A 26,193-nucleotide genomic window follows, 5' to 3' on the forward strand; every position below is an offset into this window, starting at 1 on the left:
TTGGGTCTTCCTCGCTCAGTCGTCTTCGTTGTCGCCGAAGTCGGGGCGGACGTCCCGGGCGGCCAGGATCTCGTCGTTGGAGGTGCCGGCGGCGACCATCGGCCACACCATGGCGTCCGCGTGGACGATGAAGTCGATGACGACGGGGCGGTCGTTGATGGAGTTGGCCTCTTCGATGACCTTGTCGAGATCGTCCGCGGACTCGCAGCGGATCGCGTAGCAGCCCATGGCCTCCGACAGCTTCACGAAGTCGGGGATGCGGGTGCCGGCGCTCGGCTCCTTGCCGTTGGACTCGGGGCCACTGTGCAGCACGGTGTTGGAGTACCGCTGGTTGTAGAACAGGGTCTGCCACTGGCGGACCATCCCGAGGACGCCGTTGTTGATGATGGCGACCTTGATCGGGATGTTGTTCAGGGCGCAGGTGGTGAGCTCCTGATTGGTCATCTGGAAGCAGCCGTCGCCGTCGATCGCCCAGACGGTCTGCGCGGGCGCGCCCGCCTTGGCACCCATGGCGGCCGGCACCGCGTAGCCCATCGTTCCGGCGCCGCCGGAGTTCAGCCAGGTCGCGGGCTTCTCGTACTGGATGTAGTGCGCGGCCCACATCTGGTGCTGGCCCACGCCCGCCGCGAAGATCGTGCCCTCGGGGGCGAGCTGGCCGATGCGCTCGATGACCTGCTGGGGGGAGAGCGAGCCGTCGTCGGGCTGGTCGTAGCCCAGCGGGTAGGTCTCGCGCCAGCGGTTGAGGTCCTTCCACCAGGCGCTGTAGTCGCCCCGGTGGCCTTCGCTGTGCTCCTTCTGGACGGCCTGGACCAGGTCCGCGATCACCTCGCGGGCGTCACCGACGATCGGCACGTCGGCGGCGCGGTTCTTGCCGATCTCCGCCGGGTCGATGTCGGCGTGGACGATCTTGGCGTACGGGGCGAAGCTGTCCAGCTTGCCGGTGACACGGTCGTCGAAGCGGGCTCCGAGGGCGACGATCAGGTCGGCCTTCTGCAGCGCGGTGACGGCGGTGACCGCACCGTGCATGCCCGGCATTCCCACGTTCAGCGGGTGGCTGTCGGGGAATGCGCCGAGCGCCATCAGGGTGGTGGTGACGGGCGCTCCGGTGAGTTCGGCGAGGACCTTCAGCTCGGCGGTGGCATGGGCCTTCAGGACGCCGCCGCCGACGTAGAGGACGGGCCGCTTGGCCTGGATGATCAGCTTGGCGGCCTCGCGGATCTGCTTGGCGTGCGGCTTGGTCACCGGGCGGTAGCCGGGCAGGTCCAGGACCGGTGGCCAGGAGAAGGTCGTCCGCGCCTGGAGGGCGTCCTTGGCGATGTCGACCAGGACCGGGCCGGGGCGGCCGGTGGCGGCGATGTGGAACGCCTGCGCGATCACCCGCGGGATGTCCTCGGCCTTGGTGACCAGGAAGTTGTGCTTGGTGATCGGCATGGTGATGCCGACGATGTCCGCCTCCTGGAAGGCGTCCGTGCCGATCGCCTTGGAGGCCACCTGGCCGGTGATCGCCACGAGCGGCACCGAGTCCATGTGGGCGTCCGCGATCGGCGTCACCAGGTTGGTGGCACCGGGGCCGGAGGTCGCCATGCAGACGCCGACCTTGCCAGTGGCCTGCGCGTAACCGGTGGCCGCGTGGCCGGCGCCCTGCTCGTGCCGGACCAGGACGTGGCGCACCCGTGAGGAGTCCATCAGCGGGTCGTACGCCGGGAGGATCGCACCACCGGGAATACCGAATACCGTCTCGGCGCCGACCTCCTCGAGAGAGCGGATGAGGGACTGCGCGCCCGTGACGTTCTCGGGGGCGGGCTGGTGTCCTCCGGATCGGGGCCGCGGCTGCGGATGATGGGCCCCGGTGGCCTGCTCGGTCATCGTCATTCTCTTCTCGATGCTGAGGGTTTTTGCGAGGTTTGTGCGGTGTACGGCTCTTGTACGGCAGGTGTCTGTGCAACAAAAAACCCCTCGTGCCGTGAGGCAAGCGAGGGGAGCGCGCCGGGTGCGGTCGCTGAGAGTTCCGGGTCTGCCCGGACGTCACCAGCGTCAGCCGACGCGCTTTCCAAGTACGAGAATTCGGGTGCGCATGGGTCTGACCCTCCCCCCGGCGCACACTCACTGTCAAGTGGGTGGGACGGGAGTCTCATTATGTGAGCGGAGGGTGGTTCCGCCACCGAAAACCGCCGGCACACCACCGGTGTACACCCCCGCACCGCCACCCGCGAACGCGGGCTCCGCCGGTCCGTGCGGCACCGGATAGTGGCCGGATCCGAGCGCTCTGCGCAGCCGGTACTCGTCCAGCGGGCCGGAGAACGCCATGCCCTGCCCGTGCGTGCACCCCATCGCGCGCAGCGCCACGACCTGCTCCGGCAGGTCCACGCCCTCGGCCACGGACTTGAGCCCGAGATCGCCGGCGATGCGCAGCAGCCCACCGGTGATCTTGTGCAGCCGGGCCGACTCGACGACGCCCTCGACCAGACCACGGTCGAGCTTCAGTACGTCGACGGGGAGCCTGCGCAGGGCCGTGATGGCCGCGTACCCGCTTCCGAAGCCGTCCAGGGCGATCCGGACACCGAGCCTGCGCAGGGCGCTCAGACGGCGTTCCAGCTCGTCCAGCGGAACCCGGGGGTCGGTGTCGGACAGCTCGATCACCAGCGCCCCGGACGGCAGCCCGTGCCGGGTCAGCAGGGCCTCGATCGAGGCGAGCGGCATCGAGCGGTCCAGCAGCCGGCGCGCGCCCATCCGCACCGCGACCGGCACGGCCAGCCCGTTGGTGGCGCGCTCGGCGGCCTGTTCCACGGCCTCCTCCAGGACCCAGCGCCCCAGCTCGGCCGTCTTGTCGCTGTCCTCGGCCACCCGCAGGAACTCGGCGGGCGTGAACAGCACGCCCTGCGAGGAGCGCCAGCGCGCCTGGGCGGCGACCGAGGTGATCCGGCCGTCCTCCAGGCACACCACGGGCTGGTGCAGCAGTGTGAACTCGCCGTCGTTCAGGGCGGCACGCAGACGGGTGGCCAGCTCGGCCTTCCGTACGACGTCCTGCTGCATCTGTGGGGCGTACAGCTCGACGCGGCCCTTGCCGCCCGCCTTGGCGCGGTACATGGCCAGGTCGGCGTTGCGCAGGATCTCGCCCGCACCGAGGCCGGGCTCGGCGAAGGCGACGCCGATGGAGGCGTTGACGCGGACGTCGTTGCCGTCGATGAGGTAGGGCTGGGAGAGCGTGATCCTGAGGCGGTCGGCGAGCTCCATGATGTGGCGCTCCCGGGCGGAGCGGTCACGGGCGCCGTCGCCGACGATCAGGGCCGCGAACTCGTCGCCGCCCAGCCGGGAGGCGGTGTCCCCCTGCCGGACCGCGTCCTGGAGTCTGCGGGCGGCCTGGACGAGCAGTTCGTCCCCGGCCTGGTGCCCGATCGTGTCGTTGACGGCCTTGAAGCCGTCCAGGTCGATGAAGAGCACCGCCGTGCCCCGCAGGGCGGCGCCGCGGTCGGTGGAGCGGCGCCCGGACAGGGCCTGCTGGACCCGCTTGGTGAACAGGGCGCGGTTGGGCAGGTCGGTCAGCGGGTCGTGCTCGGCGTTGTGCTGGAGCTGCGCCTGCAGGCGCACCCTTTCGGTCACGTCCCGGCTGTTGAAGATGAGGCCGCCGTGGTGCCGGTTGACGGTGGACTCGACGTTGAGCCAGCCGCCGTCGCCGGAGCGGAACCGGCACTCGATGCGCGTGGTGGGTTCTTCCAGTGGGCTGGCGGCGAGGAAGCGGCGCACCTCGTGCACCACGCAGCCCAGGTCCTCCGGGTGGATGAGGCCGGCCAGTTCCGTTCCCACCAGCTCCTCCGCGGGACGTCCGTAGACCCCGGCGGCGGCCGGGGAGACGTACCGGAGGATGCCGTTCGGTGCGGCGATCATGATGACGTCGCTGGAGCCCTGCACCAGGGAGCGGAAGTGGTTCTCCTTCTGCGCCAGCTCCTGGGTGAGGGTGATGTTGTCGAGCAGCATGATGCCCTGGCGCACCACGAGGGCGAGCACCACCGTGCCGCCGGTGAGGAGCACGACGCGGTCGACGCTGCGGCCGCTCAGGACGTTGTAGAGGATCCCGAGCGTGCAGACGGCGGCGGCGAGATAGGGCGTGAGGGCGGCCAGCGAACCGGCGATCGGCCGGGCGGCCGGATACCGGCTGTGATCACCTCCCTGTGCGGGGCCCGGGGGCTGGTGGTGGTGCGGGACGGTGCGCTGTCCCGGCACGTGCTCGTGCACCACGCGCGTGTGCCCGTCCGTCCGGCGCCGGGCCGGGTGCCGCCGTACGGCCTCCGCCTCTCCGCGTCGCGGGGCGGCCCAGGGGGCGTACGCGAGCAGCAGCGAGCCGGCGAACCAGCCCGCGTCGAGCAACTGCCCGGAGCGGTAGGTGTGGTGGAGCAGCGGTGAGGTGAACAGGGCGTCGCACATCACGGTCAGGGCGAGCGCGCCGATGGCGGTGTTGACCCGCGTACGGTTCACCGCCGAGCGCCGGAAGTGCAGGGCCAGCACCATGCTGACCAGGGCGATGTCGAGCAGTGGGTAGGCGAGCGACAGCGCGGTGTGCGCCACGCTCGACCCCTCGGACTTGGCCGCCTGCGCGAGGGCGAGGCTCCAGGACAGCGTGAGCAGCGAGCCGCCGATCAACCAGGCGTCCAGGCCCAGGCAGACCCAACCGGCCTTGGTCACCGGCCGCTTGGCGAGCACCAGCAGTCCCACGATCGCGGGCGGCGCGAAGCACAGGAAGAACAGGTCGGCGTAGCTGGGGCTGGGCACGGGCCGCTCCAGCACGACCTCGTACCACCCCCAGATCAGGTTGCCCATGGCCGCCATCGCCGAGGAGAGGCCGAAGAGCAGCCAGGCGGGGCGAAAGCGGATACGGGGGTTGCGGGCGTAGAGGAAGCAGGACACGGCCGCGGCGCCGGCTGCGGCGCTCAGCCCGAAGTCGCCCATGATCAGCGCGACTTGCCGTGAACCCCAGCCGAACGCGGAACCGACGGCGTATCCCGCGCACACCAGGGCCAGGACGAGTTGGTGGACCAGGCTCGACGCGCCGCCGAGGGCCGGTGGGCGGGTCGGCGTCGCCCCCGGCGCGGGCTGTGCCCGCAGCGGTCCGTCAAGGGTGGTCGTGGAAGGTGGGGGCGAACTCACCGGGCCCTCCCGGTCCGCGCCGCTCCCGGGTCCCTGGGGTCCCGGTGCGCTGGGTGCGCATGCCTCCTGCGGCTGCTGTGCCTGCGGTGATGATGGCTGTGACGGTGTTGGCTCTGCCGGCCGTCGTGCTGTGCGTGGTGACTGCCGTGGCCCGCGTGATGGCCGCGTCTGCGCGCAGCCGTGTGCCAGGGTCGCCGCCGGCGGCCCCGCCGCGTCGGATCGCTCGTCCATAGGCCGTGCATCGCCCGTCGCCCCCCTCACAGTCTGAAATGTCCATCCCCGGCGCCGATCGGTGCGCGGCGCAGCCCCTGTCGGGACGATACACCAGTCTCGTCACTCAGGGACATAGTTCCTCTACGCTCCGTGACGACCAGCACAGATGCGAGCACGGACCGCGTCCGGAGGGTTGCGGAGGGTACCGGAAACGGATTACGCGCCTGTTGCACCCGGCGTGCGGGCCGGGCGCGCGATGCTCATCCGGGCGGCGTCACACGCCTGTTGGACCTGTCGTACGGATCACGTTGCGCAAGGGCTCCCGGTTCACGAAACGGTTCAACTGGTCCACCAGCAGTCGCTGGGCGCGGGGCAGGAACGCGGACGTCGGTCCGCCGACGTGCGGGCTGATGAGCACGCCCGGAGCCTGCCACAGGGGGTGGCCCGGAGGCAGCGGTTCGGGGTCGGTGACATCGAGGGCGGCGGTGATGCGGCCGTTCTCCAGCTCGGCGAGCAGCGCCTTGGTGTCGACGACCGGGCCGCGGGCCACGTTGACCAGCAGCGCGCCCTCCTTCATACGACCGAGGAAGTCGGCGTTCACCAGGTGACGGGTGGTCTCGGTGAGGGGCGTGGAGAGGACGACGACGTCCGCCTCGGGGAGCAGGGCGGGTAGTTCGGTGAGCGGATGCACCGGCCCGCGCGCCGTGGTGCGCTCGGAGCGCGCGACGCGCGCCACCCGCGCGACCTCGAACGGAACGAGCCGGTCCTCGATCGCTGATCCGATCGAGCCGTACCCCACGATGAGGACGTTCTTGTCGGCGAGCGCGGGCCGGAACCCGCCGCGCCACTCCCCCTTGTCCTGGGCCCGTACGAAGTCGGGGACGCCGCGCAGCGAGGCGAGGATCAGGGTGAGGGTGAGCTCGGCGGTGCTGGCCTCGTGCACCCCGCGCGCGTTGCACAGCTGCACGCCCTGAGGCAGGTACTTGAGGCCCGGCTCGATCGCGTCGGTGCCGGCCGAGAGCGTCTGCACGACCTGCACGGAGCTCAGGCGGGGTACCGGTCGCAGTCCGACCTCCATGGGCTTCATGTAGGGGACGACGTAGTACGCGCAGTCGGCCGGGTCCGCGGGAAAGTCCTCATCGCCGTTCCAGAAGCGGTAGTTCAGGCCCTCGGGGAGCCCATCGATGTCTTCCGGCGGGATGGGCAGCCACACGTCAGCAGTCATGGTCAGGAGGCTATGTCAGGCGCTGCCGACCGCAGAGGTTAGGTTGGGGGACCAGGAGAGGGAGGGTCACGAGCAGGTGGAGCGCAGGACGATCGGCGCGGCGGCGCTCACGGTGGGTGCCGTCGGACTCGGCTGCATGCCGATGAGCTGGGCGTACAGCGGTTCGCGGCAGCGCGGCGACGAGTCGGTCAGGGCCGTGCACCGGGCGCTGGACCTGGGCTCGACGCTCCTGGACACGGCCGACATGTACGGCCCGTTCACCAACGAACTGCTGCTGGGGCGGGTGCTGAAGGAGCGGCGCGAGGACGCCTTCGTGTCGACCAAGGTCGGCCTGCTGGTGGGCGAGCAGCACATCGTGGCGAACGGCCGCCCCGGCTATGTGAAGCGGGCCTGTGACGCGTCGTTGCGGCGCCTGCAGACCGACGTCATCGACCTTTACCAGCTGCACCGGGCCGACCCCGAAGTGCCCGTGGAAGAGACCTGGGGTGCGATGGCGGAGCTCGTGCAGGCCGGAAAAGTGCGGGCGTTGGGGCTGTGCGCGATGGGCGCGCGGGGCGGCCGCCGCTCCGGGGCCCGGCTGTACGACGCCACGATCCGGCAGTTGCAGCGGGTGCAGCAGGTGTTCCCGGTGAGCGCCGTACAGGCCGAGCTGTCGGTGTGGTCGCCGGAGGCGACGGAGGCGCTGCTGCCGTGGTGCGAGGCGCGCGGCATCGGCTTCCTGGCCGCGATGCCGCTCGGCAACGGTTTCCTGACCGGCACGCTCACCCCCGGCGAGGGCTTCGAACCGGACGACGTACGCGCCCGCCACCCCCGCTTCACCGCGGAGATGATGGCCGCCAACCAGCCGATAGTGGTCGGGCTGCGCCGTGTGGCCCGCCGCCACGGCGAGGACGTCACCCCGGCCCAGGTGGCCCTGGCCTGGGTGCTGGCGCAGGGGCGCCATGCGGTCCCGGTGCCCGGGGCGAAGCAGGAGCGCTGGGTGACGGACAACGCACGGGCGGCGACCCTGCGCCTGACGGCACAGGATCTCGCGGAGATGGCGGAGCTGCCGCGGGCGCAGGGATCCTGGGAGTAGGAACCTGGGAGTAGGACCTGGGGTACGGATTCGGGTCGCCGCGGGAGGTTCCGTGGGTCGGGTTGCGGTGATCGGGAACCTGTGAGGCACGAGCGGTGTATGACAAGTAGAACCTGCCGCGAGACCGCCCCGTCGAAGGGACCATGATCGTGCAACGTCGAGCTGTGTCGGCCGTATTGGCCGCGACCGCGCTCGTGCTGACGGCCGGCTGCTCCTCCGACGGCGGAGGGGGATCGTCGGACGGCGCTGACAGCGCCGCACCGAGCAGTACGACATCAAGGTCGTCGCCCACCGAACAGGCCGCCGAGGAGGCTCCTCCCGCCAAGGGCTCGGTGAAGGTGGTCCGCACCGTCGCCGAGGACCTGAGCACCCCCTGGGGCCTCGCCCCGCTCCCCGGCGGCGGCCTGCTGGTCTCCTCCCGTGACGAGGCCACGATCACGCGGGTCGACGAGGAGACGGGCAAGAAGACCGAGCTGGGCGAGGTGCCGGGGGTGTCACCGGCCGGCGAGGGCGGCCTCATGGGCCTCGCCCTCTCGCCGGACTACGCCTCGGACCACATGGTCTACGCGTACTTCACCTCAGCGTCCGACAACCGCATCGTGCGCATGCTGTACGACGAGCAGAAGCCGTCCGGCCAGCAGCTGGGCGCCCCCGACACGATCTTCAAGGGCATTCCGAAGGGCTACATCCACAACGGCGGCCGGATCGCCTTCGGCCCGGACAAGCTGCTGTACGCGGGCACGGGTGAGAGCGGTGACACCGGTCTGTCCCAGGACACCAAGTCCCTGGGCGGCAAGATCCTGCGCATGACCCCGGAGGGCGAGCCGGCCCCGGGCAACCCCTTCCCGGACTCCCCGTTGTATTCGTACGGCCACCGCAATGTGCAGGGCCTGGCCTGGGACGACAAGCAGCGCCTGTTCGCCGCGGAGTTCGGCCAGGACACCTGGGACGAGCTGAACGCGATCACGCCGGGCGACAACTACGGCTGGCCGGAGGCCGAGGGCAGGTCGAGCGATTCCAAGTACCACAACCCGATAGCCCAGTGGGGCACGGACGACGCCTCTCCCAGCGGCATCGCCCACGCCGAAGGCTCTGTCTGGATGGCGGGCCTCAAGGGCCAGCGCCTGTGGCGCATCCCGCTGAAGGGCACGGAGGCCTCGGCGGATCCGCAGGCCTTCCTGGAAGGCGAGTACGGCCGGCTGCGCACGGTGGTCTCGGCGGGCGGCGACAAACTGTGGCTGGTCACCAGCAACACGGACGGCCGGGGCGACCCGAAGGAGGGCGACGACCGGATCGTGGAGATACAGGTCAGCTGACGCCTGCGCCCGCCCTCATTCCTCCGACGAGGAGTCTTCGTCGTCCGGCTGCGGCGGCCGTACGACGACCTTCCCGGACGTGAGGTCTATGGGCCCGCGTCCGGGGTCGCCGTCGCCGACGTCCTCCCGGGTGAGCTCCAGCCGGTTCTGCTCGTCACGGGTGTGCTTGCGGCCGGGGGCGAACAGTTCCTCGAAGGGGTTGAACACGGAGTCTCCCCCGGCAGGTGTCCTTTTCAGCGTAGACCTCAGGGCGCCGTCCGCATCGTGAGCGGTTCGGACGGAAACAGCCCCAGCCGATGCGCCACCGCCGCGGCCTCGCCGCGGCCCGAGACGCCGAGCTTGGCCAGGATGTTCGAGACGTGGACGCTGGCCGTCTTCGGAGAAATGAAGAGGACCTCGGCTATCTGGCGGTTGGTGCGGCCCGCGGAGACCAGGCGCAGCACGTCGCGTTCCCGGCCGGTCAGACCGAGGGACTCGGCGGGGTCCGCGGGCGCGGGCGACTGCTCGGGGGCCCTGTTCAGCCTGTTCAGGGGGATGCGGGCGCGTTGGGCGAGGAGCGTGACGGAGTCGGCGAGCGGGCGGGCGCCGAGGTGGGAGGCGACGGCGTGGGCGAGGCGGAGCAGCTCCGTGGCGCGGTCGCGGTCGTCGCCGCCCTCCCCCGGCAGCAGCAGGGCCTCGGCCAGGCGGAGGCGGACGCGGGCGAGGTCGTAGGGGCGCTCCAGGGCCTCGAAGGCGGTGACGACCTCTGTCCAGGTGTCCGCGCGGGTGTCGCCCTCGGCTCGGAGCAGTTCGGCGCGGACCCAGCGTTCGTAGGCCTGCCAGACGGGGACGTGGGTGGCCAGGGGCTTGGCCGTGGTGCGGATGCGTTCGAGGATCTCGGGGCGGCCCGGGCCGGCGGCGGGCAGGTCGCGGGCGTCGGCCTCCGCGGCGGCCGCGCTGAGCAGCATCCGCCAGACATAGCGCTGGGAGGCGGGCGGGAAGCCTGCGTCCAGGGCGCGTTCGAGTTCTGCGCGGGCGTCCAGGAGCCGGCCCTCGCCCGCGGCGATGCCTATCGCGAGGCGGACCAGGGGCAGCCCGTGCTGGGGGGCGAGGTCGTGGTTGCCGAAGTGCTCGCGGGCGGCGGCCAGATGGCTGGCGGCTGCGGCCAGGTCCCCTCGGTCGAGGGCGAGTTCGGCGCGGAGGGTGGCGTGGAAGCCACGGGGCTTCGCGCTCTGGCCGACGCGTTCGGCCTTGGTGCCCGCTTCGGCGGCGCGGTCCCAGCGGCCCAGGGAGTACAGGGACTCCGCGAAGTTCCCCCAGATCCAGGCCTCGGAGTCCAGCAGGCCGAACTTCCGGGAGTAGGCGAGGCCTTCCTCCAGAACGGGAACGGCCTCCTTGGAGCGACCGACGGATTCGAGGGCGTCGGGCAGGTTCATATAGGCGCGGGCCGCGATGGCGGAGATGCCGTACTCGACCGTCCGCTCTTTGACCTCGACCATCTCGGCGAGCCCCGCCTCGACATCGCCCGCCTCGACCATGAGGCCGCCGAGCGTGAGGCGGGCGTTCATCTCGGTCTCCCGGACGCCGACCATCCGCGCGTACTCCACGGCGCGTTCGGCGGCCGTGAAGGCGTCGGGGCCGGGGGCGTGCACCATGGACCAGTTGGCGACGGTGGCGAGGACCTCGGCGTGCACCTTCGAGGGCGGCAGGCCGCGTACGAGTTCCTGGGCGGTAGCCAGTTCGGCCCAGCCGTCACCGCGGGCCTGTGCCTGGACCAGGCGGGAGCGCTGGGTCCAGAACCAGGCGGCGCGCAGCGGGTCGTCCTCGTCCTCCAGCAGTCGCAGCGCCCGCTTGATGATCTTCAGGGCGCGTTCGCGTTCCGAGCACAGCCGTCCGGCGACCGCGGCCTCGGCCATCAGGTCGAGGTAGCGCAGCGGGGTGGTGGCCGGGTCGCAGCCACAGGGCGGGTAGATCTCGGTGTAGTCGGCGGGCCGCAGCCTGGCGCGGACGTCCTCGGGGGCGGAGTCCCACAGCTCCATCGCGCGTTCCAGGAGCCGCAGTTGTTCGGAGTAGGCGTGCCGGCGGCGGGCGGTGACGGAGGCGTCCAGGACGGCGGGCAGGGCCTTGGCGGCGTCGTGGGCGTGGTACCAGTAGCTGCCCAGGCGCATCACGCGTTCGCCGGCCGGGACGAGCGTGGGGTCGGCCTCCAGGGCTTGGGCGTAGCGGCGGTTGAGGCGGGAGCGTTCGCCGGGCAGCAGGTCGTCGCCGACGGCCTCGCGGACCAGGGAGTGGCGGAAGCGGTAGCCGTCCCCCTCGGGCGCGGCGAGCAGGATGTTGGCGTTGACGGCGGCCCTGAGCGCCTCGATGAGGTCGTCCTCGACGAGCCCGGCAACGGCTGCGAGCAGCCGGTACTCGACGGTGGAGCCGCCCTCGGCGACGATCCGGGCGACCCGCTGGGCGCTCTCGGGCAGTGCCTCGACGCGGACCAGGAGGAGGTCGCGGAGGGAGTCGGTGAGGCCGGTGCGGCAGCCCTCGTGGGCGGCGACGGCGAGTTCCTCGACGAAGAAGGCGTTGCCGTCGGAGCGTTCGAAGATCTCGTCGACCTGGGCCGGCTCGGGTTCGTGGGCGAGGATGCCGGCGACCTGGCGGCCGACCTCGGCTCGGGTGAAGCGGCCGAGTTCGAGGCGGCGGACGGTGCGCAGCCGGTCGAGTTCGGCGAGCAGGGGGCGCAGCGGGTGGCGGCGGTGGATGTCGTCGGAGCGGTAGGTCGCGAGGACGACGAGGCGGCCGGTGCGCAGGGTGCGGAAGAGGTAGGCGAGGAGGTGGCGGGTGGAGGCGTCGGCCCAGTGCAGGTCCTCCAGGGCGACGACGACCGTGCGGTCGGCGGCGACGCGCTCCAGGAGGCGGGCGGTGAGTTCGAAGAGGCGGGCCATGCCCTCCTCGTCGTGCCGGCCAGGCCCTCGGGCAGTCGCAGCTTCGCCGAGTTCGGGCAGCAGCCGGGCGAGCTCCTCCTCCTGGCCGGCGGCCGCGGCGGCGAGCTCGTCGGGCAGTGCGCGGCGCAGGGCGCGCAGGGCGGTGGAGAAGGGCGCGAACGGCAGTCCGTCGGCGCCGATCTCGACACAGCCGCCGAGCGCGACGACGGCTCCGCGTCGGCAGGCGGCGGTGGCGAACTCCTCGACGAGGCGGGTCTTGCCGACACCGGCCTCGCCGCCCAGCAGTAACGCCTGCGGCTCACCCGCGGTGGCGCGGGCGAGCGCGTCGTTCAGCGTGTCCAGCTCATCGGTGCGACCGACGAACACCGGACTGACGGACCTGGTCTCCACGAGGCCGAGCATCGCACGCGGGTCTGACAGTGCGGCACCCGTTTTCGCGGGGAGGCCGGGGAGGCCGTCCCCCGCCCCGGCACTCACGCCGTACGCGGGAACCGGTGCCTGCGGGGGCGGCCGGTATGCACCTCGCCCTCGGCGGCACGCCGGGCGGCCTCGCGGCGGGCGGCGCGGCGGCCGCGGAGGGCCTCGCGGGCCAGCCGCTCCTGCTCGGCCCGGCGGATCAGTTCGGCGGAACGGAGCTGGGAGATCTCGTACTCGTACATGGTGTGTCCCCTGTGTCCCTGGTGAGAGGCCGGTGTCGGCTTCGCTTGCTGCGATGTCTCCACCTTCGTCTCCCAGGCGGGGCCGCCACATCGGGAGAGTTCCGCATCTTCCGCGGCGGGCGGGGCCTTAGACGTGCGTGAGGGGCCTTAGGAGGGCCGTAAGTCGCTCACGGCGTTCCTAAGACCCCTCGGGTCACATGGTGTGTCAGCTGGCCGACGGCAGTCCCAGCAGGACGTCGGTGTACTTCAGGACGGCCAGGAGCAGGCCGATGACGCCGAGCGAGACACCGCCCCAGGCGACCGACTTGATCCACACGGCCTGCGGCTTGCCGGGCGTCCCGAAGGCGGGCCGGACCAGGACCGCGGCACCGACGAGCAGCGCGACGAGCGCGAAGATGCCACCCCACATCGCGGTGGTCTCCCAGGCGTCGCCGTACACCTCCTTGACCTGCGTGGCGACGCTCGCGGTGGACGAGGTCCCCAGCTGGCCGATGAGGGTCTCGCGGGCGGCGGCGACGGTGGAGATCCACCCGCCGGTGAGCGAGACGACGCCGAGCGCGGCGGAGACGACGGCACCGGCACCCTGGCCCACGCCCGTCGGGCCCTCCGCCTCGACCGGCTCGAGCTCCTCGCCCAGGTCGTCGGTGTCGACGTCGACCTCGGCGTCGGCCTCGGTCTTCGTCGCCTCGTCGGTCTTGGTCAGGTCGGTGGTGCCCGTCTTCTCCTCGTCGGTCGTGGTCTCGGCACCCGTCTCGGCGCCGGTCTCGTCAACTGTCTTGGTTCCCATGTCCGGCACCGTACGGATCCTGTCTGAGAGGTTTCTTAATGATCGCTGTGGGCGGCACGCGCGCGTGCGTCCCGCCACTCGGGCGCGAGAATCGACCACACCTCGAGGTCGTGCCGCACACCACCATAGGGGTGGCTCTCCCGGCGCACTCCCTCCAGGGTCATCCCCAGCCGCCGGGCCACGTTCAGGCTGGGCGTGTTCCCCGTGGCGGCGATCCACTCGACGCGGTGGATGCCGCGCTGCTCGACGGCGAAGTCGATGAGGATCCGCATGGCCCGGGTGACCAGACCGCGCCCGGTGCCGGCGGGTTCCAGCCAGCAGCCGACCTCGCAGTTGGCGTTCTCCGCGTCGAAGTTCAGGAACAGCACTCCGCCCACGAGCTTCCCCTCCAGCCACAGGCCGTGCAGGGAGGCGGTGTCGGCGGCGCGCATGTCGGCGTACCGCTGGAGCATGGCCCGCGTGGACTCCACGTCCGTCGCCTTGGAGCCGAAGGCGATGAACTGTCCGATGAACTCCCGCCCCCGGTCCAGATGCGCCAGGAACTCCTCGGCGTGCCAGGGCTCCAAGGGACGCAGTTCGGCTCCGTCGTCACCCAGAGATATCGCGTACATCCTCTTCGTCCCGCCCCTTCGCCAGTACGTCCGCCACCTCGGCGTCCGCCACGGCGGCCAGCCTTTCATGGGCGGCGCGGCGCTCGGGCGGCTCGATGCTGATGCGGGGCATACGGCGGTCCAGCCAGCGCGGCAGCCACCAGTTGGCGCCGCCGAGCAGGTGCATCAGGGCCGGCACCAGCAACGTACGGAGCACGAACGCGTCGAGGGCGACGGCGGCGGCGAGCGCGATGCCGAACATGGCGATCACCCGGTCGCCGCTGAGCACGAAGGCGAGGAAGACGGAGATCATGATGACGGCGGCGGAGTTGATCACCCGGCTGGTCTCGGCGAGACCGACGCGGACGGCCCGCCGGTTGTCACCGGTCTCCAGCCACTCCTCGTACATCCGGCTGACCAGGAAGACCTGGTAGTCCATGGAGAGCCCGAAGAGGACCGACACCATGATCACCGGGAGGAAGGGCTCGATGGGCCCGGCGCGGCCCAGCCCCAGCAGCTCGCTCCCCCAGCCCCACTGGAAGATCGCGACGACCACGCCGAAGGCGGCGGCGACCGCGGCGACGTTCATCACGGCGGCCTTCAGCGGGATGCCGACGGACCGGAAGGCGAACAGGAGCAGCAGACAGCCCAGGCCGATGACGACGCCGACGAACAGGGGCAGCTTGCCGACGATGACCTCGGCGAAGTCGTCGTAGCCGGCCGTCACCCCGCCGACCTGGACGTCGAGGGAGGTCCCGGTCTCGGCGCGCGGCAGAACGTCGCTGCGCAGCCGGTCGACGAGGTCGCTGGTCCGCTGGGACTGCGGCGAGGACTCGGGGACGATCGTGAAGTACGCGGTGTCGCCGCCGGAGTCGTACGTCACCGGTGTCACCGACGCGACGCCCTCGGTGGTGCGGACGGTGGCGTCGAGGTTGTCCAGGGCGAGTTTGTCCTCGGCGCCGTGGACGTGCGTGACGAGGGTGAGGGGGCCGTTCACGCCGGGTCCGAAGCCGTCCGCGAGGAGGTCGTACGCCTGGCGTGTGGTCGACGTCCGCGGGTTGTTGCCCTGGTCGGAGGTGCCCAGGTGGAGCCCGAGGGTGGGCAGGGCGAGGACCGTGATCACGCCGAGGGCGAGCACACCGAGCAGCTTGGGGTGGCGCTCGACGAACGCCGACCAGCGGGCGGCGAACCCGGTCGGCAGTTCCGGCTGGGGCCCGTGTTCGACGAGGTGGCGCCGCTCGCGTCGGCTGAGGGCGCGCATGCCGATGAGGGACAGCAGGGCGGGCAGCAGGGTCACGGAGGCCGCGACCGTCAGGACGACGGTCAGCGAGGCGGCTATCGCGACACCGTTGAGGAAGCCGAGCCGGAGGATCAGCATCCCCAGCAGGGCGATGCAAACGGTGGCACCCGCGAAGACCACCGCTCGTCCGGTGGTGGCGACGGCGTTGGTGACCGCTTCCGTCACAGGCAGGCCGCGTTTGAGGCCGCGCCGGTGTCTGGTGACGATGAACAGCGCGTAGTCGATGCCGACGCCGAGCCCGATCAGCATCCCGAGCATGGGCGCGAAGTCGGCGACGGTCATGACGTGTCCGAGCAGCACGATCCCGGCGTACGCGGTGCCGACGCTGACCAGTGCGGTGGCGATGGGCAGCAGCGAGGCGGCGAGCGAGCCGAAGGCGAGGAACAGGACGAGCGCGGCGACGGCCACACCGACCACCTCGGCGAGGTGTCCGCCGGACGACTCGGTGAGCGCGATGGCGGTGCCGCCGAGCTCCACCTGGAGCCCGTCGCTCGCGGCGTCCTTCGCGGCGCTGACGACGGCCCGTGCCTCGCCCTGGTCGATGTGCTCGGCCGGATCGTCGAAGGTCACCGTGGCGTAGGCCGTGTGTCCGTCGGCGCTGATCCGGGCGGCGCCCTGATCGTCGTACGGGCCAAAGACGGCGGCCACGCCGGGCAGGGCCTCGATCCGGTCCAGGGCGCGGGTCATGGTCTGTTCGACGTCGGCGGCCCGGACGGTGCCGGAGTCGGTGTGCCAGACAACGGTGTCGCTGTCGCCGCCGAGTTCCGGGAAGCCGTCACGCAGCAGCTGGGTGGCGCGGCCGGACTCGGTGCCGGGGACCTCGTAGTCGTTCGAGTAGGCGGAGCCCGCGACGGCGGCGGCCGTGCTCACTCCGCCGAGGGCGAGGAGCCACAGGAGAACGACGACGAGGCGTCGTTGGACACACCAGCGTGCGAGGGCTGCCACGAACGAGCTCCCGGGGGGCTATATCTGGATCTTTGACCGGGAACAGTCGTTCATAAAACATCCTCGAACTGCACGATGTGAACGGCCCGCAAAGAACGCATGAGCAATGTGAGGACCACTCTGGCAGGCGGAAGTGATCGTTTGACGCGTTCGTGCGTTTATTCACAAGAGTGGGAGACAGATCACAGGACAGTAACGGGCACTCTGTCACCTCAGTCGAACTGGTCGCCCAGCGCCATCACCATCACGCCGGCGATCAGCAGCCACAGGGCCCGCCGTGTGCGCCCGCGGGACCCGAGGACCGACGCCAGCGCGCACACGGCAGCGCCGAGGGCGTAGGCGGCCGGGACGAGCGTGGGTGCGGAGCCGGTGAGGCGGAGCGTCGACGCGGCCAGGCCCGCGAGCGCCAGCAGCGCCCCGCCGGCGGCCGCCGTCCAGCGGGCCCGCCGGGCGTCCTCGGCCGGATCTCCGACGTCGTGTATCTCGGAATCACCGCGTCCACTCATGGCGGGCGAGCGTACCGCGTCCGGCTGAGAAATCGGATGCGGGGCCCGGCGGCCGACTGATAGTTTCCGCGCGTCTTCCGTCCTCGCGGCACCTCGCCGCCGACCTGAGCAGGTGCGTTGTTTGAGCGTCCGGCCGAGCTCCTCCGTATCCCCTTCCGCTTCCCCGGACTCAAGGAGCCCGTTCACCGATGCCAGACAACACCCCGAGGACCTCGAATGAGGACCTCACCAAGCGGCTGACCCACGCCCGCTACCCGCGCAGCAACAGCTACGACGTCCGCTGGACCATCGAGAACCAGATGGGCCCGCACGCGCTGTGGCTGCTGGAGTGGCTCGCGCCCGCCCTCGGGCTCGACGCCCTGCGCCCCGGCGCCCGCGTCCTCGACCTGGGCTGCGGCCGGGCGATGACCTCGGTCTTCCTGGCCAGGGAGTACGACGCCCAGGTCACCGCGGCCGACCTGTGGGTCAAGCCCGACGAGAACGCCCGTCGGATCGCCGAGGCCGGATTCGCCGACCGGGTGCAGCCCGTGCACGTCGAGGCGCACGACCTGCCCTTCGCCGAGGGCAGCTTCGACGCCATCGCGAGCATCGACGCGTACCAGTACTTCGGCACCGACGACCTCTATCTGCCTGCCTTGACCCGGCTGTTGAAGCCGGGCGGGCGGATCGGTGTCGTCGTCCCCGCGCTGCGGGAGGAGCCGGCGGGCACCGAGCCGCCCGAGCACCTCACGCCGTGGTGGGAGCCCGACTTCTGGTGCTTCCACTCCCCCGACTGGTGGCGGCGCCACTGGACGCGCAGCGGGGTCGTCGAGGTCGAGGCGGCCGACTGGCAGCCGGACGGCTGGCGGGACTGGCTCCTGTGGTGCGACGTGGTCGCCGAGGAGAGCACCGAGGAGTTCCACGTGCGGATGGCCCGCCAGTGCGCGGAGATGCTGCGGGTGGACGAGGGGCGCGCGCTGGGCTTCGTACGGCTCGTGGGGCGCCGGCTCTGAGCTCGTAGGGCGCCACTCTTAGGGCGCCACTCTTAGGGCGTCCGCCCCTGAAAACGCGCCCAGGGGGATGCATCGCGACCGATGCATCCCCCTGGGTTTACCGCTTGGTGCTTACCGCTCGGGACTCAGCCCTCGCTGACGCCCAGCTTCTCCAGGATCAGCTCCTTGACGCGGGCCGCGTCCGCCTGACCGCGGGTGGCCTTCATGACGGCACCGACCAGGGCACCGGCCGCGGCCACCTTGCCGCCGCGGATCTTGTCCGCGATGCCCGGGTTGCCGGCGATGGCCTCCTCGACGGCGCTGGTGAGGGCGCCCTCGTCGGAGACGACCTTCAGACCGCGCTTGTCGACGACCTCGTCCGGGGTGCCTTCGCCCGCGAGGACGCCTTCGATGACCTGGCGGGCCAGCTTGTCGTTCAGGTCGCCGGAGGACACCAGCTTGCTGACCCGGGCGACCTGCTCCGGCGTGATCGCCAGCTCGTCCAGGGTCTTGCCCGACTCGTTGGCGCTGCGGGCCAGTTCGCCCATCCACCACTTGCGGGCGGAGGCCGCGTCGGCGCCGGCGTCGATCGTGGCGACGATCGCCTCCAGCGCACCGGCGTTGAGGATCGACTGCATCTCGGTGCCGCTGATCCCCCACTCCTCGCGCAGGCGGTTGCGGCGGACCAACGGCAGCTCCGGCAGACCGGAACGGATCTCCTCGACCCACTCGCGCGTCGGGGCCACCGGCACCAGGTCCGGCTCCGGGAAGTACCGGTAGTCCTCGGCCTCTTCCTTCACGCGGCCCGAGGTCGTCGACCCCGTGTCCTCGTGGAAGTGCCGGGTCTCCTGGATGATCGTGCCGCCGCTGTCGAGCACGGCCGCGTGGCGCTGGATCTCGAAGCGGGCCGCACGCTCCACGGACCGCAGCGAGTTCACGTTCTTCGTCTCGGACCGCGTGCCGAACTTCTCCCGGCCGTGCGGGCGCAGCGACAGGTTCACGTCGCAGCGCATCTGGCCCATCTCCATTCGGGCCTCGGAGACGCCGAGCGCCTTGATGACCTCGCGCAGCTCACGGACGTACGCCTTGGCCACCTCGGGGGCGCGCTCGCCCGCCCCTTCGATCGGCTTGGTGACGATCTCGATGAGTGGGATGCCGGCGCGGTTGTAGTCGAGGAGCGAGTGCGAGGCGCCGTGGATACGGCCCGTCGCGCCACCGACGTGCATCGACTTGCCGGTGTCCTCCTCCATGTGGGCGCGCTCGATCTCCACGCGGAAGGTCTCGCCGTCCTCCAACTGCACGTCGAGGTAGCCGTTGAAGGCGATCGGCTCGTCGTACTGGGAGGTCTGGAAGTTCTTCGGCATGTCCGGATAGAAGTAGTTCTTCCGGGCGAAGCGGCACCACTCGGCGATCTCGCAGTTCAGCGCGAGACCGATCCTGATCGCGGACTCGACGCCGGTCGCGTTGACGACCGGGAGCGAGCCGGGCATGCCGAGGCAGGTCGGGCAGGTCTGCGAGTTGGGCTCGGCACCGAGCTCGGTGGAACACCCGCAGAACATCTTCGTCTTGGTGCCGAGTTCGACATGGACCTCGAGGCCCATGACGGGGTCGTACGACGCCAGCGCGTCCTCGTACGACACCAGGTCGGTCGTGGTGGTCACGGTGAAACTTCCCTCTCAGCCCAGCAGGACGTCGTCGTCGCCCAGCCGCTTCAGCTCGCGGTAGAGGATGGCGAGGCCGGTGACGATGGCGACGGCGGACACGGTGGCGTCGATCAGGATCAGGGTGTCCTTGTCGGCGCGGGCCTTCTTCAGCCGCTTGGCGACGCCGATCGCGCCGAACGCGGTCCCGGCGATGGACAGGTACGTACCGGACTTGGACTTCTTGAAGCCCTTGGCCTTGGTCAGTGCGCTCACAGCGACGGTGCCTCCTCGATCAGCGGGTGACCCCACCTTTCCACGAAGGCGGCCTCGACGGCGGCGCCGACCTTGTAAAGGCGGTCGTCCTTCAACGCGGGGGCGATGATCTGCAGCCCGACCGGAAGGTTGTCCTCCGGGGCGAGCCCGCAGGGCAGCGACATGGCCGCGTTGCCCGCCAGGTTGGTCGGGATGGTGCACAGGTCCGCGAGGTACATCGCCATCGGGTCGTCGGCACGCTCGCCGATCGGGAAGGCGGTGGTGGGCGTGGTCGGGGAGACGATCACGTCCACCTGCTCGAACGACTTCTCGAAGTCGCGCGTGATGAGCGTACGGACCTTCTGGGCGCTGCCGTAGTACGCGTCGTAGTACCCGCTCGACAGGGCGTACGTGCCGAGCATGATGCGGCGCTTGACCTCGGGGCCGAAGCCCGCCTCACGGGTGAGGGAGGTGACCTCCTCGGCGGAGTGCGTGCCGTCGTCGCCAGTACGCAGGCCATAGCGCAGGCCGTCGAAACGGGCGAGGTTGGAGGAGCACTCGGAGGGCGCGATCAGGTAGTACGCCGACAGCGCGAGGTCGAAGGACGGGCAGTCCAGCTCGACGATCTCGGCGCCCAGCTCCTTGAGCAGCGCGACGGACTCGTCGAACCGCTGGATGACACCGGCCTGGTAGCCCTCGCCGCGGAACTGCTTGACCACGCCGACGCGCATGCCCTCGACGCTGCCGTTGCGGGCGGCCTCGACGACCGGCGGGACCGGGGCGTCGATGGACGTGGAGTCGAGCGGGTCGTGCCCGGCGATGACCTCGTGCAGCAGGGCCGCGTCCAGGACCGTACGGGCGCAGGGCCCGCCCTGGTCGAGCGAGGACGAGAAGGCGACCATGCCGTAGCGGGAGACCGCGCCGTACGTCGGCTTCACGCCGACCGTGCCGGTGACGGCGGCCGGCTGGCGGATGGAGCCGCCGGTGTCGGTGCCGATGGCGAGCGGGGCCTGGAAGGAGGCGAGCGCGGCGCTCGACCCACCACCGGAGCCGCCGGGGATCTTGGTGAGGTCCCAGGGGTTGCCGGTCGGGCCGTAGGCGCTGTTCTCGGTGCTGGACCCCATGGCGAACTCGTCCATGTTGGTCTTGCCGAGGATGACGACGTCGGCGGCCTTCAGCTTCTTGGTGACGGTCGCGTCATACGGCGGGATCCAGCCCTCGAGGATCTTCGAGCCGACGGTCGTCGGGATGCCCTCGGTGGTGAAGATGTCCTTGAGCGCGAGGGGGACGCCGGCGAGGGGGCCGAGCTTCTCGCCCTTCGCCCGCTTCTCGTCGACGGCACGAGCCTGGGCCAGCGCGCCCTCGCGGTCGACGTGCAGGAAGGCGTGCACCTTCTCGTCGACCGCTTCGATCCGGGCCAGGTGGGCCTCGGTGACCTCGACCGCGGTGAGCTCGCCGGAGGCGATCTTCGCGGCGGTCTCGGCGGCCGTGAGCTTGATGATGGTGACGTTGTCCGTCATGGCGGTTAGTCCTCCCCCAGGATCTGCGGCACCTTGAAACGCTGCTGCTCCTGGGCCGGGGCGCCGGAGAGCGCCTGCTCGGGGGTGAGCGACGGACGGACCTCGTCCGCGCGCATGACGTTCGTCAGCGGGAGCGGGTGCGAGGTCGGCGGTACGTCTTGGTCGGCGACCTCACTGACGCGGGCGACCGCGCCGATGATGTCGTCCAGCTGTCCCGCGAAGTGCTCGAGCTCTTCGGGCTTCAGCTCCAGACGCGCCAGCCGTGCGAGGTGGGCGACCTCCTCGCGCGTGATGCCAGGCATGCAGCGATCCTCTGGGGTGAGTGTGTGTGGTTTGGGGCCAATCCTATGGGGCAGCGCCCCCTGCCCGTTAAACGGTTTCCCCGATGCCGAAGATCACTCCGCGGCCGGCAGGGCCGCCCGCGGCCGCTGCCAGCCCCGCGACCCCCGCGCCCGCAGCCATGCCGTCGTCTCCTCCGGCGGCATCGCGGCCGCGACCAGCCAGCCCTGTACGGCGTCACAGCCCATGTCCCGCAGCCGCTCCCAGGTCTCGTCGTCCTCGACGCCCTCCGCGACGACGAGGAGGCCGAGCGAGTGCGCGAGGTCGACCGTGCAGCGCACGATCTCCGCGTCCTCGGTGTCGACGGCCAGCCGGGCGACGAAGGAACGGTCGATCTTCAGCTCGCTGACGGGGAGCCGGCGCAGGTGCACCAGCGAGGAGTAGCCGGTGCCGAAGTCGTCCAGGGACATCTTCACGCCGTGGCCGGTCAGTGCGGCGAGGGTGTCGGCGGCGCGCTGCGGGTCCTCCAGGAGGACGTGTTCCGTTATCTCCAGTTGGAGAGCTCCCGCCGGGACGCCGTGGCGGGCCAGCCGGGCGGCCACCGAGCCGGCGAAGCCGGGCGTGTGGACGTCACGCGGGGAGACATTGACCGCCACCGGGACGAACAGCCCCTGCGAGCGCCACTCGGCGACCTGGGCGAGGGCCGTGTCCAGCACGTATTCGGTGAGGTGGGGCATCAGGCCGGACGACTCGGCGATGGCGATGAACTCGTCCGGCGGGACCTTGCCGCGCTCGGGGTGCACCCAGCGGACCAGGGCCTCGAGGCCGGCCACCTGTCCGTCGAAGCGGACCTTGGGCTGGTAGTGCAGCTCGACCTCGCGCGCGTCCAGGGCCCGGCGCAGATCGCCCAGCAGTCCGAGCCGGTCCGGGGTGTTGGAGTCCCGCTTGGACTCGTAGACCTCGACGCCCGTACGGTCCCGCTTCGCCTGGTACATCGCCACGTCCGCCCGGCGCAGCAGCCCCTCGGCGTCGAGGGCGTGATCGGGGAAGACGGCGACTCCGGCGCTGGCCTCCAGGACGAGGGTGAGTCCGTCGAGGTCGAGCGGGGAGCTGAGGGCGGCGACGAGGCCGCGGGCGACCCGCGTCGCGGAGGTCGTGGAGTCGGCGACCGGCAGTAACACGGCGAACTCGTCCCCGCCGAGCCGTGCGGCCTCCGCACCGCGCGGCAGCGCCAGCCGGAGCCGGTCGGCTATCTGGAGGAGCAGCCGGTCACCGGCGAGGTGACCCAGCGTGTCGTTGACCGACCGGAAGCGGTCCAGGTCGATCAGCATCAGGGCGGAGCGGGCGCCGATGCGCTCGGCGTCGTCCAGGGCCGTCCAGATGCGCTCCAGCAGCCATTGGCGGTTGGGAAGCCCGGTCAGCGGATCGCGCAGCTGCTCCTCCGCCCGGGCCCGGGCTATCCACAGGGTGGAGTCGAGGGCGACAAGGGGGATGGCGAACAGCGGCAGCAGGATCGGCTTTGCGGCGGCGACCACGCAGACCAGGGGCGCGATGCCGAGCAGCGCGCCCGCGAGCAGGCCCTGTCTGACCAGGGCGGTGCGGGCGACGGTGGGCAGGCCGCCGGAGCGCGGGGCGTGCAGATACCAGCCCAGGGTGCGGGTGACCGCGAGGTAGGCGACCGCGACCAGCACGACCTCGGGGGCGGTGTAGACGGTCCAGGTGTCGGGGTTCCAGGGGTGCTCGACGGACGGCACCCGGCCGAAGGCGCGCAGCAGCAGGGCTCCGGCGCCGATGCCGAGGATGTCCACCGCGCCGTGCATGACGCCCTGGCGCCAGCGGCCGCGGCGGGCCACGCCGACCAGCAGGACGACGGTGAGGCTGACCATGCCGGCGGCCACCCAGCCGTACAGCAGCAGGACAGCGAGGGTCAGGGCGGCGCCCGAGCCGGTGCCGCCCCACCAGCGGGCGCGGCCCAGTGCGACCAGGTGGCCGACGATGACGCCGGTCAGCACGGCCAGCGACCAGCCGACGGTGCCGGACGGGAAGAGCGCGTGGCCGTCCGTGAAGGCCCGGTAGAAGCCGGCTCCCAGGACGAACCCGGCCGCCGCGACGACCGCCGCGGGCAGCGCGGGCCAGGACAGGTGCCGTTCCGCCTCGGCGTCCGACAGTCCGGACGCGCGGTCGGCGGTGTGGCGGTGGGCGCCCGGGCCTTCGGTCTGCGTGTAGGGTCCGGCCGGGTACTGTCCGGCGGCGTGCCCCTCCGTGCCCGGACGCTCCGCGGGCCGCCCGGCCCGCCGGATCTCCCGCCATGCGCCGACCATCCGGCGCAGGCGCAGCCGTGAGTCCGGGGCGGCGCTCTCGCTCGGTTCCATTCCCGTCCCTCTCACAGCCGGCGGTGCCCACGCCACGCGGCCCCCGCCTCGACCACCCTCGGCGGTGCCGCGTTGGAAAACCCTTCCCACCGCTCCTGAAGGCTCTTCAAGAGCAAAGGGATGCCCCGACCGCAGCTGGGCACGGCAGGCGCATGTCTCAACAGTAGGCCGCAGAAGGCTTCCACGGGCACCGGTCGTCGACGGTTGCCCGAATGCGCCCCGGCCACCCGTATGCATCTGGTATGCGCCGATCGGGTGGCCTTCAACCGCTGCACCTCGCTACTCCTGGGCCGGAAGCGCGACTTCGGCCGCCGCCTCCGGGCCCTGTTCCAGCAGGACGTTGAAGCCGTCCTCGTTCAGAACGGGCACCTTGAGCTGCATCGCCTTGTCGAACTTCGAACCTGGATTGTCACCCACAACGACGAAAGACGTCTTCTTCGAAACAGAACCGGTCACTTTCGCGCCACGACTTTGCAACGCCTCCTTGGCGCCGTCCCGGGTGAAGTGCTCGAGTGTGCCGGTCACGACGACGGTGAGCCCTTCGAGCGGACGCGGGCCCTCGTCCCCGCCCGAGCCCTCCTCCTCCATCCGGACGCCGGCGGCCTTCCATTTGCGGAGGATCTCCTGATGCCACTCTTCGGAGAACCACTCTTTGAGTGATTTCGCGATGATCGGGCCGACGCCGTCGGTGCCCGCCAGCTCCTCCTCGGAGGCCTGCTCGATGCGGTCCACGGAGCGGAACTCGCGGGCCAGTGCCTCGGCGGCGACCGGGCCGACATGGCGGATCGACAGGCCGGTCAGGATGCGGGCGAGCGGGCGCTGCTTCGCGGCCGCGATGTTCTCCAGCATGGCGAGCGCGTTCTTCTTCGGCTCGCCCTGCTGGTTGGCGAAGACGGTGGCGACCTTCTCCTCGCCGGTCTTCGGGTCCCGCTTGGGCAGGCCGCTGTCCTGGTCGAGGACGTACGCCTTGATCGGCAGCAGTTGCTCGATGGTCAGGTCGAACAGGTCGCCCTCGTCGGTCAGCGGCGGCTCCTCGGGCTCCAGCGGCTTGGTGAGGGCGGCCGCGGCCACGTACCCGAAGTGCTCGATGTCCAGCGACTTGCGGCCCGCGAGATAGAACAGACGTTCCCGCAACTGGGCGGGGCAGGTGCGGGCGTTCGGGCAGCGGAGGTCGATGTCGCCTTCCTTCATCGGCCTCAGCGGTGTGTCGCACTCGGGGCACTTCGACGGCATGACGAAGGGCTCCTCGCTGCCGTCGCGCAGGTCGACGACCGGGCCGAGGATCTCCGGGATGACGTCACCGGCCTTGCGCAGCACCACGGTGTCGCCGATCAGCACGCCCTTGGCCTTGACGACGTCCTGGTTGTGCAGGGTCGCGAACTCCACCTCGGAGCCCGCGACCGTGACCGGTTCGACCTGGGCGTACGGCGTGACCCGGCCCGTACGGCCCACGCCCACGCGGATGTTGATGAGCTTGGTGTTCACCTCTTCGGGCGCGTACTTGTATGCGATCGCCCAGCGCGGGGCCCGCGAGGTGGAGCCCAGACGCCCCTGGAGCGGGATCTCGTCGAGCTTGACGACGACTCCGTCGATCTCGTGCTCCACGGAGTGCCGGTTCTCTCCGTAGTACGCGATGAACTCCCGTACGCCGTCGAGGCCGTCGACCACCTTGTTGTGCCCGGAGGTGGGCAGGCCCCAGGTCTTCAGGAGGTCGTAGCCCTGGGAGAGGCGGGTCATGCCGTCGAAGCCCTCCAGGACTCCGATGCCGTGCACCACCATGTGGAGGGGTCGGGTGGCGGTGACGCGCGGGTCCTTCTGGCGCAGTGAACCGGCCGCCGCGTTGCGCGGGTTGGCGAAGGGCTTGTCGCCGGCCTCGACCAGGCGGGCGTTGAGCTCCTGGAACTTCTCCATCGGGAAGTAGACCTCGCCGCGGATCTCCACGAGGTCCGGGACGCGGTCGCCCTTCAGACGGTCCGGGATCTCCGCGATCGTACGGACGTTGGGCGTGATGTCCTCGCCGGTGCGGCCGTCGCCTCGGGTCGCCGCGCGCGTGAGCCGGCCGTGCTCATACGTCAGGTTGACGGCGAGGCCGTCGACCTTGAGCTCGCACAGCAGGTGGTAGTCGGGGGCGCCCACGTCCTTGGCGACGCGCTCGGCCCAGGCGGCGAGCTCCTCGTCGCTGAAGGCGTTGTCGAGCGAGAGCATGCGGGAGCGGTGCTGGACCGCCGTGAAATCCGTCTCATACGCCCCCGCGACCTTCTGGGTCGGCGAGTTTGGCGTGCGCAGCTCGGGGTGCTCCTCCTCCAGCGCCTCCAGGGTGCGCAGGAGCTTGTCGAACTCCGCGTCGCTGACGACCGGAGCGTCGTTCACGTAGTACCGGAAGCGGTGCTCCTCGATCTGCTCAGCGAGCTGCGCGTGCTTCTCCCGTGCCTCGTCTGGCACCGTCGTCTCCGCTTGCTTTTCGCCGGCCACCGTGTTGTCCTCCC

19 protein-coding genes are annotated in these 26,193 nt (G+C 71.0%); 3 read left to right on the forward strand and 16 right to left on the reverse strand.

The window, feature by feature from the left end; genetic code table 11:
- Positions 1-15: 15 nt before the first annotated feature.
- The 3 genes from AC5P09_RS05815 to AC5P09_RS05825 form a co-directional block, all read right to left on the reverse strand.
- Positions 16-1,872, reverse strand: coding sequence for an acetolactate synthase large subunit (locus tag AC5P09_RS05815; protein WP_493872745.1), 1,857 nt, complete (start codon positions 1,870-1,872; stop codon positions 16-18).
- Between the two features lie 237 nt (positions 1,873-2,109).
- Positions 2,110-5,142 carry a putative bifunctional diguanylate cyclase/phosphodiesterase gene (locus AC5P09_RS05820; RefSeq protein WP_493872746.1) on the reverse strand — a complete coding sequence of 1,011 codons (3,033 nt, stop codon included), beginning with the start codon at positions 5,140-5,142 and terminating at the stop codon, positions 2,110-2,112.
- Positions 5,143-5,629: 487 nt separating this feature from the next.
- On the reverse strand, positions 5,630-6,580 hold the full coding sequence (locus tag AC5P09_RS05825) for a 2-hydroxyacid dehydrogenase (protein ID WP_493872747.1): 951 nt from the start codon (positions 6,578-6,580) through the stop codon (positions 5,630-5,632).
- A 76-nt stretch (positions 6,581-6,656) separates the two neighbouring features.
- Between AC5P09_RS05825 and AC5P09_RS05830 the strand changes: the two genes are divergently transcribed.
- Both AC5P09_RS05830 and AC5P09_RS05835 read left to right on the forward strand, forming a co-directional pair.
- Entirely contained in the window at positions 6,657-7,655 is a 999-nt protein-coding gene (locus AC5P09_RS05830) for an aldo/keto reductase (RefSeq protein WP_493872748.1), read from the forward strand.
- Positions 7,656-7,798: 143 nt separating this feature from the next.
- The gene (locus tag AC5P09_RS05835) at positions 7,799-8,971 is read left to right on the forward strand and encodes a PQQ-dependent sugar dehydrogenase (RefSeq protein WP_493872749.1); all 1,173 of its coding nucleotides are present in this window, start codon (positions 7,799-7,801) and stop codon (positions 8,969-8,971) included.
- Between the two features lie 15 nt (positions 8,972-8,986).
- On the opposite strand, the gene AC5P09_RS05840 is transcribed toward AC5P09_RS05835, so the two are convergent.
- The 7 genes from AC5P09_RS05840 to AC5P09_RS05870 form a co-directional block, all read right to left on the reverse strand.
- Entirely contained in the window at positions 8,987-9,178 is a 192-nt protein-coding gene (locus AC5P09_RS05840) for a DUF6191 domain-containing protein (RefSeq protein WP_493872750.1), read from the reverse strand.
- A 38-nt stretch (positions 9,179-9,216) separates the two neighbouring features.
- Entirely contained in the window at positions 9,217-12,285 is a 3,069-nt protein-coding gene (locus AC5P09_RS05845) for a helix-turn-helix transcriptional regulator (protein ID WP_493872751.1), read from the reverse strand.
- Positions 12,286-12,356: 71 nt separating this feature from the next.
- Positions 12,357-12,542 carry a hypothetical protein gene (locus AC5P09_RS05850; RefSeq protein WP_307677471.1) on the reverse strand — a complete coding sequence of 62 codons (186 nt, stop codon included), beginning with the start codon at positions 12,540-12,542 and terminating at the stop codon, positions 12,357-12,359.
- A gap of 205 nt (positions 12,543-12,747) precedes the next feature.
- Positions 12,748-13,329 carry a hypothetical protein gene (locus tag AC5P09_RS05855; protein WP_493872752.1) on the reverse strand — a complete coding sequence of 194 codons (582 nt, stop codon included), beginning with the start codon at positions 13,327-13,329 and terminating at the stop codon, positions 12,748-12,750.
- A gap of 35 nt (positions 13,330-13,364) precedes the next feature.
- Positions 13,365-13,940 carry a GNAT family N-acetyltransferase gene (locus AC5P09_RS05860; protein WP_266433490.1) on the reverse strand — a complete coding sequence of 192 codons (576 nt, stop codon included), beginning with the start codon at positions 13,938-13,940 and terminating at the stop codon, positions 13,365-13,367.
- Positions 13,918-16,164, reverse strand: a complete 2,247-nt coding sequence (locus AC5P09_RS05865) for an MMPL family transporter (protein ID WP_493872753.1) — start codon at positions 16,162-16,164, stop codon at positions 13,918-13,920. The genes AC5P09_RS05860 and AC5P09_RS05865 overlap by 23 nt, the downstream gene beginning before the upstream one ends.
- Positions 16,165-16,376: 212 nt before the next feature.
- Entirely contained in the window at positions 16,377-16,670 is a 294-nt protein-coding gene (locus tag AC5P09_RS05870; RefSeq protein ID WP_493872754.1) for a hypothetical protein, read from the reverse strand.
- Positions 16,671-16,858: 188 nt separating this feature from the next.
- Between AC5P09_RS05870 and AC5P09_RS05875 the strand changes: the two genes are divergently transcribed.
- Entirely contained in the window at positions 16,859-17,662 is an 804-nt protein-coding gene (locus tag AC5P09_RS05875) for an SAM-dependent methyltransferase (protein WP_493872755.1), read from the forward strand.
- 125 nt (positions 17,663-17,787) lie between these two features.
- Here AC5P09_RS05875 and gatB read toward each other — a convergent pair whose 3' ends face one another.
- The 6 genes from gatB to ligA all read right to left on the reverse strand — a co-directional run bounded on the left by gatB (position 17,788) and on the right by ligA (position 26,179).
- Entirely contained in the window at positions 17,788-19,302 is a 1,515-nt protein-coding gene (gatB, locus tag AC5P09_RS05880; protein WP_493872756.1) for an Asp-tRNA(Asn)/Glu-tRNA(Gln) amidotransferase subunit GatB, read from the reverse strand.
- 15 nt (positions 19,303-19,317) lie between these two features.
- Positions 19,318-19,557, reverse strand: coding sequence for a hypothetical protein (locus AC5P09_RS05885; protein ID WP_493872757.1), 240 nt, complete (start codon positions 19,555-19,557; stop codon positions 19,318-19,320).
- Positions 19,554-21,056, reverse strand: coding sequence for an Asp-tRNA(Asn)/Glu-tRNA(Gln) amidotransferase subunit GatA (gene gatA / locus AC5P09_RS05890; RefSeq protein ID WP_493872758.1), 1,503 nt, complete (start codon positions 21,054-21,056; stop codon positions 19,554-19,556). Before gatA ends, AC5P09_RS05885 begins: the two co-directional genes overlap by 4 nt.
- 5 nt (positions 21,057-21,061) lie before the next feature.
- Entirely contained in the window at positions 21,062-21,358 is a 297-nt protein-coding gene (gatC, locus tag AC5P09_RS05895; RefSeq protein ID WP_007384860.1) for an Asp-tRNA(Asn)/Glu-tRNA(Gln) amidotransferase subunit GatC, read from the reverse strand.
- A gap of 93 nt (positions 21,359-21,451) precedes the next feature.
- Positions 21,452-23,707: a putative bifunctional diguanylate cyclase/phosphodiesterase gene (locus tag AC5P09_RS05900; protein WP_493872759.1), complete on the reverse strand. Its 2,256-nt coding sequence runs from the start codon at positions 23,705-23,707 to the stop codon at positions 21,452-21,454.
- Between the two features lie 279 nt (positions 23,708-23,986).
- The gene (gene ligA, locus AC5P09_RS05905) at positions 23,987-26,179 is read right to left on the reverse strand and encodes an NAD-dependent DNA ligase LigA (RefSeq protein WP_493872760.1); all 2,193 of its coding nucleotides are present in this window, start codon (positions 26,177-26,179) and stop codon (positions 23,987-23,989) included.
- Positions 26,180-26,193: the final 14 nt, after the last annotated feature.

It is taken from the genome of Streptomyces sp. a15, from assembly GCF_059026085.1.

What these genes read in the sequence shown, in the direction of transcription:
- AC5P09_RS05815 (WP_493872745.1), bottom strand. Translation starts at nt 1,872, where the DNA reads ATGACGATGACCGAGCAGGCCACCGGGGCCCATCATCCGCAGCCGCGG.
- AC5P09_RS05825 (WP_493872747.1), bottom strand. Translation starts at nt 6,580, where the DNA reads ATGACTGCTGACGTGTGGCTGCCCATCCCGCCGGAAGACATCGATGGG.
- AC5P09_RS05835 (WP_493872749.1), top strand. Translation starts at nt 7,799, where the DNA reads ATGATCGTGCAACGTCGAGCTGTGTCGGCCGTATTGGCCGCGACCGCG.
- AC5P09_RS05845 (WP_493872751.1), bottom strand. Translation starts at nt 12,285, where the DNA reads ATGCTCGGCCTCGTGGAGACCAGGTCCGTCAGTCCGGTGTTCGTCGGT.
- AC5P09_RS05850 (WP_307677471.1), bottom strand. Translation starts at nt 12,542, where the DNA reads ATGTACGAGTACGAGATCTCCCAGCTCCGTTCCGCCGAACTGATCCGC.
- AC5P09_RS05855 (WP_493872752.1), bottom strand. Translation starts at nt 13,329, where the DNA reads ATGGGAACCAAGACAGTTGACGAGACCGGCGCCGAGACGGGTGCCGAG.
- AC5P09_RS05860 (WP_266433490.1), bottom strand. Translation starts at nt 13,940, where the DNA reads ATGTACGCGATATCTCTGGGTGACGACGGAGCCGAACTGCGTCCCTTG.
- AC5P09_RS05870 (WP_493872754.1), bottom strand. Translation starts at nt 16,670, where the DNA reads ATGAGTGGACGCGGTGATTCCGAGATACACGACGTCGGAGATCCGGCC.
- AC5P09_RS05875 (WP_493872755.1), top strand. Translation starts at nt 16,859, where the DNA reads ATGCCAGACAACACCCCGAGGACCTCGAATGAGGACCTCACCAAGCGG.
- gatA (WP_493872758.1), bottom strand. Translation starts at nt 21,056, where the DNA reads ATGACGGACAACGTCACCATCATCAAGCTCACGGCCGCCGAGACCGCC.
- gatC (WP_007384860.1), bottom strand. Translation starts at nt 21,358, where the DNA reads ATGCCTGGCATCACGCGCGAGGAGGTCGCCCACCTCGCACGGCTGGCG.
- AC5P09_RS05900 (WP_493872759.1), bottom strand. Translation starts at nt 23,707, where the DNA reads ATGGAACCGAGCGAGAGCGCCGCCCCGGACTCACGGCTGCGCCTGCGC.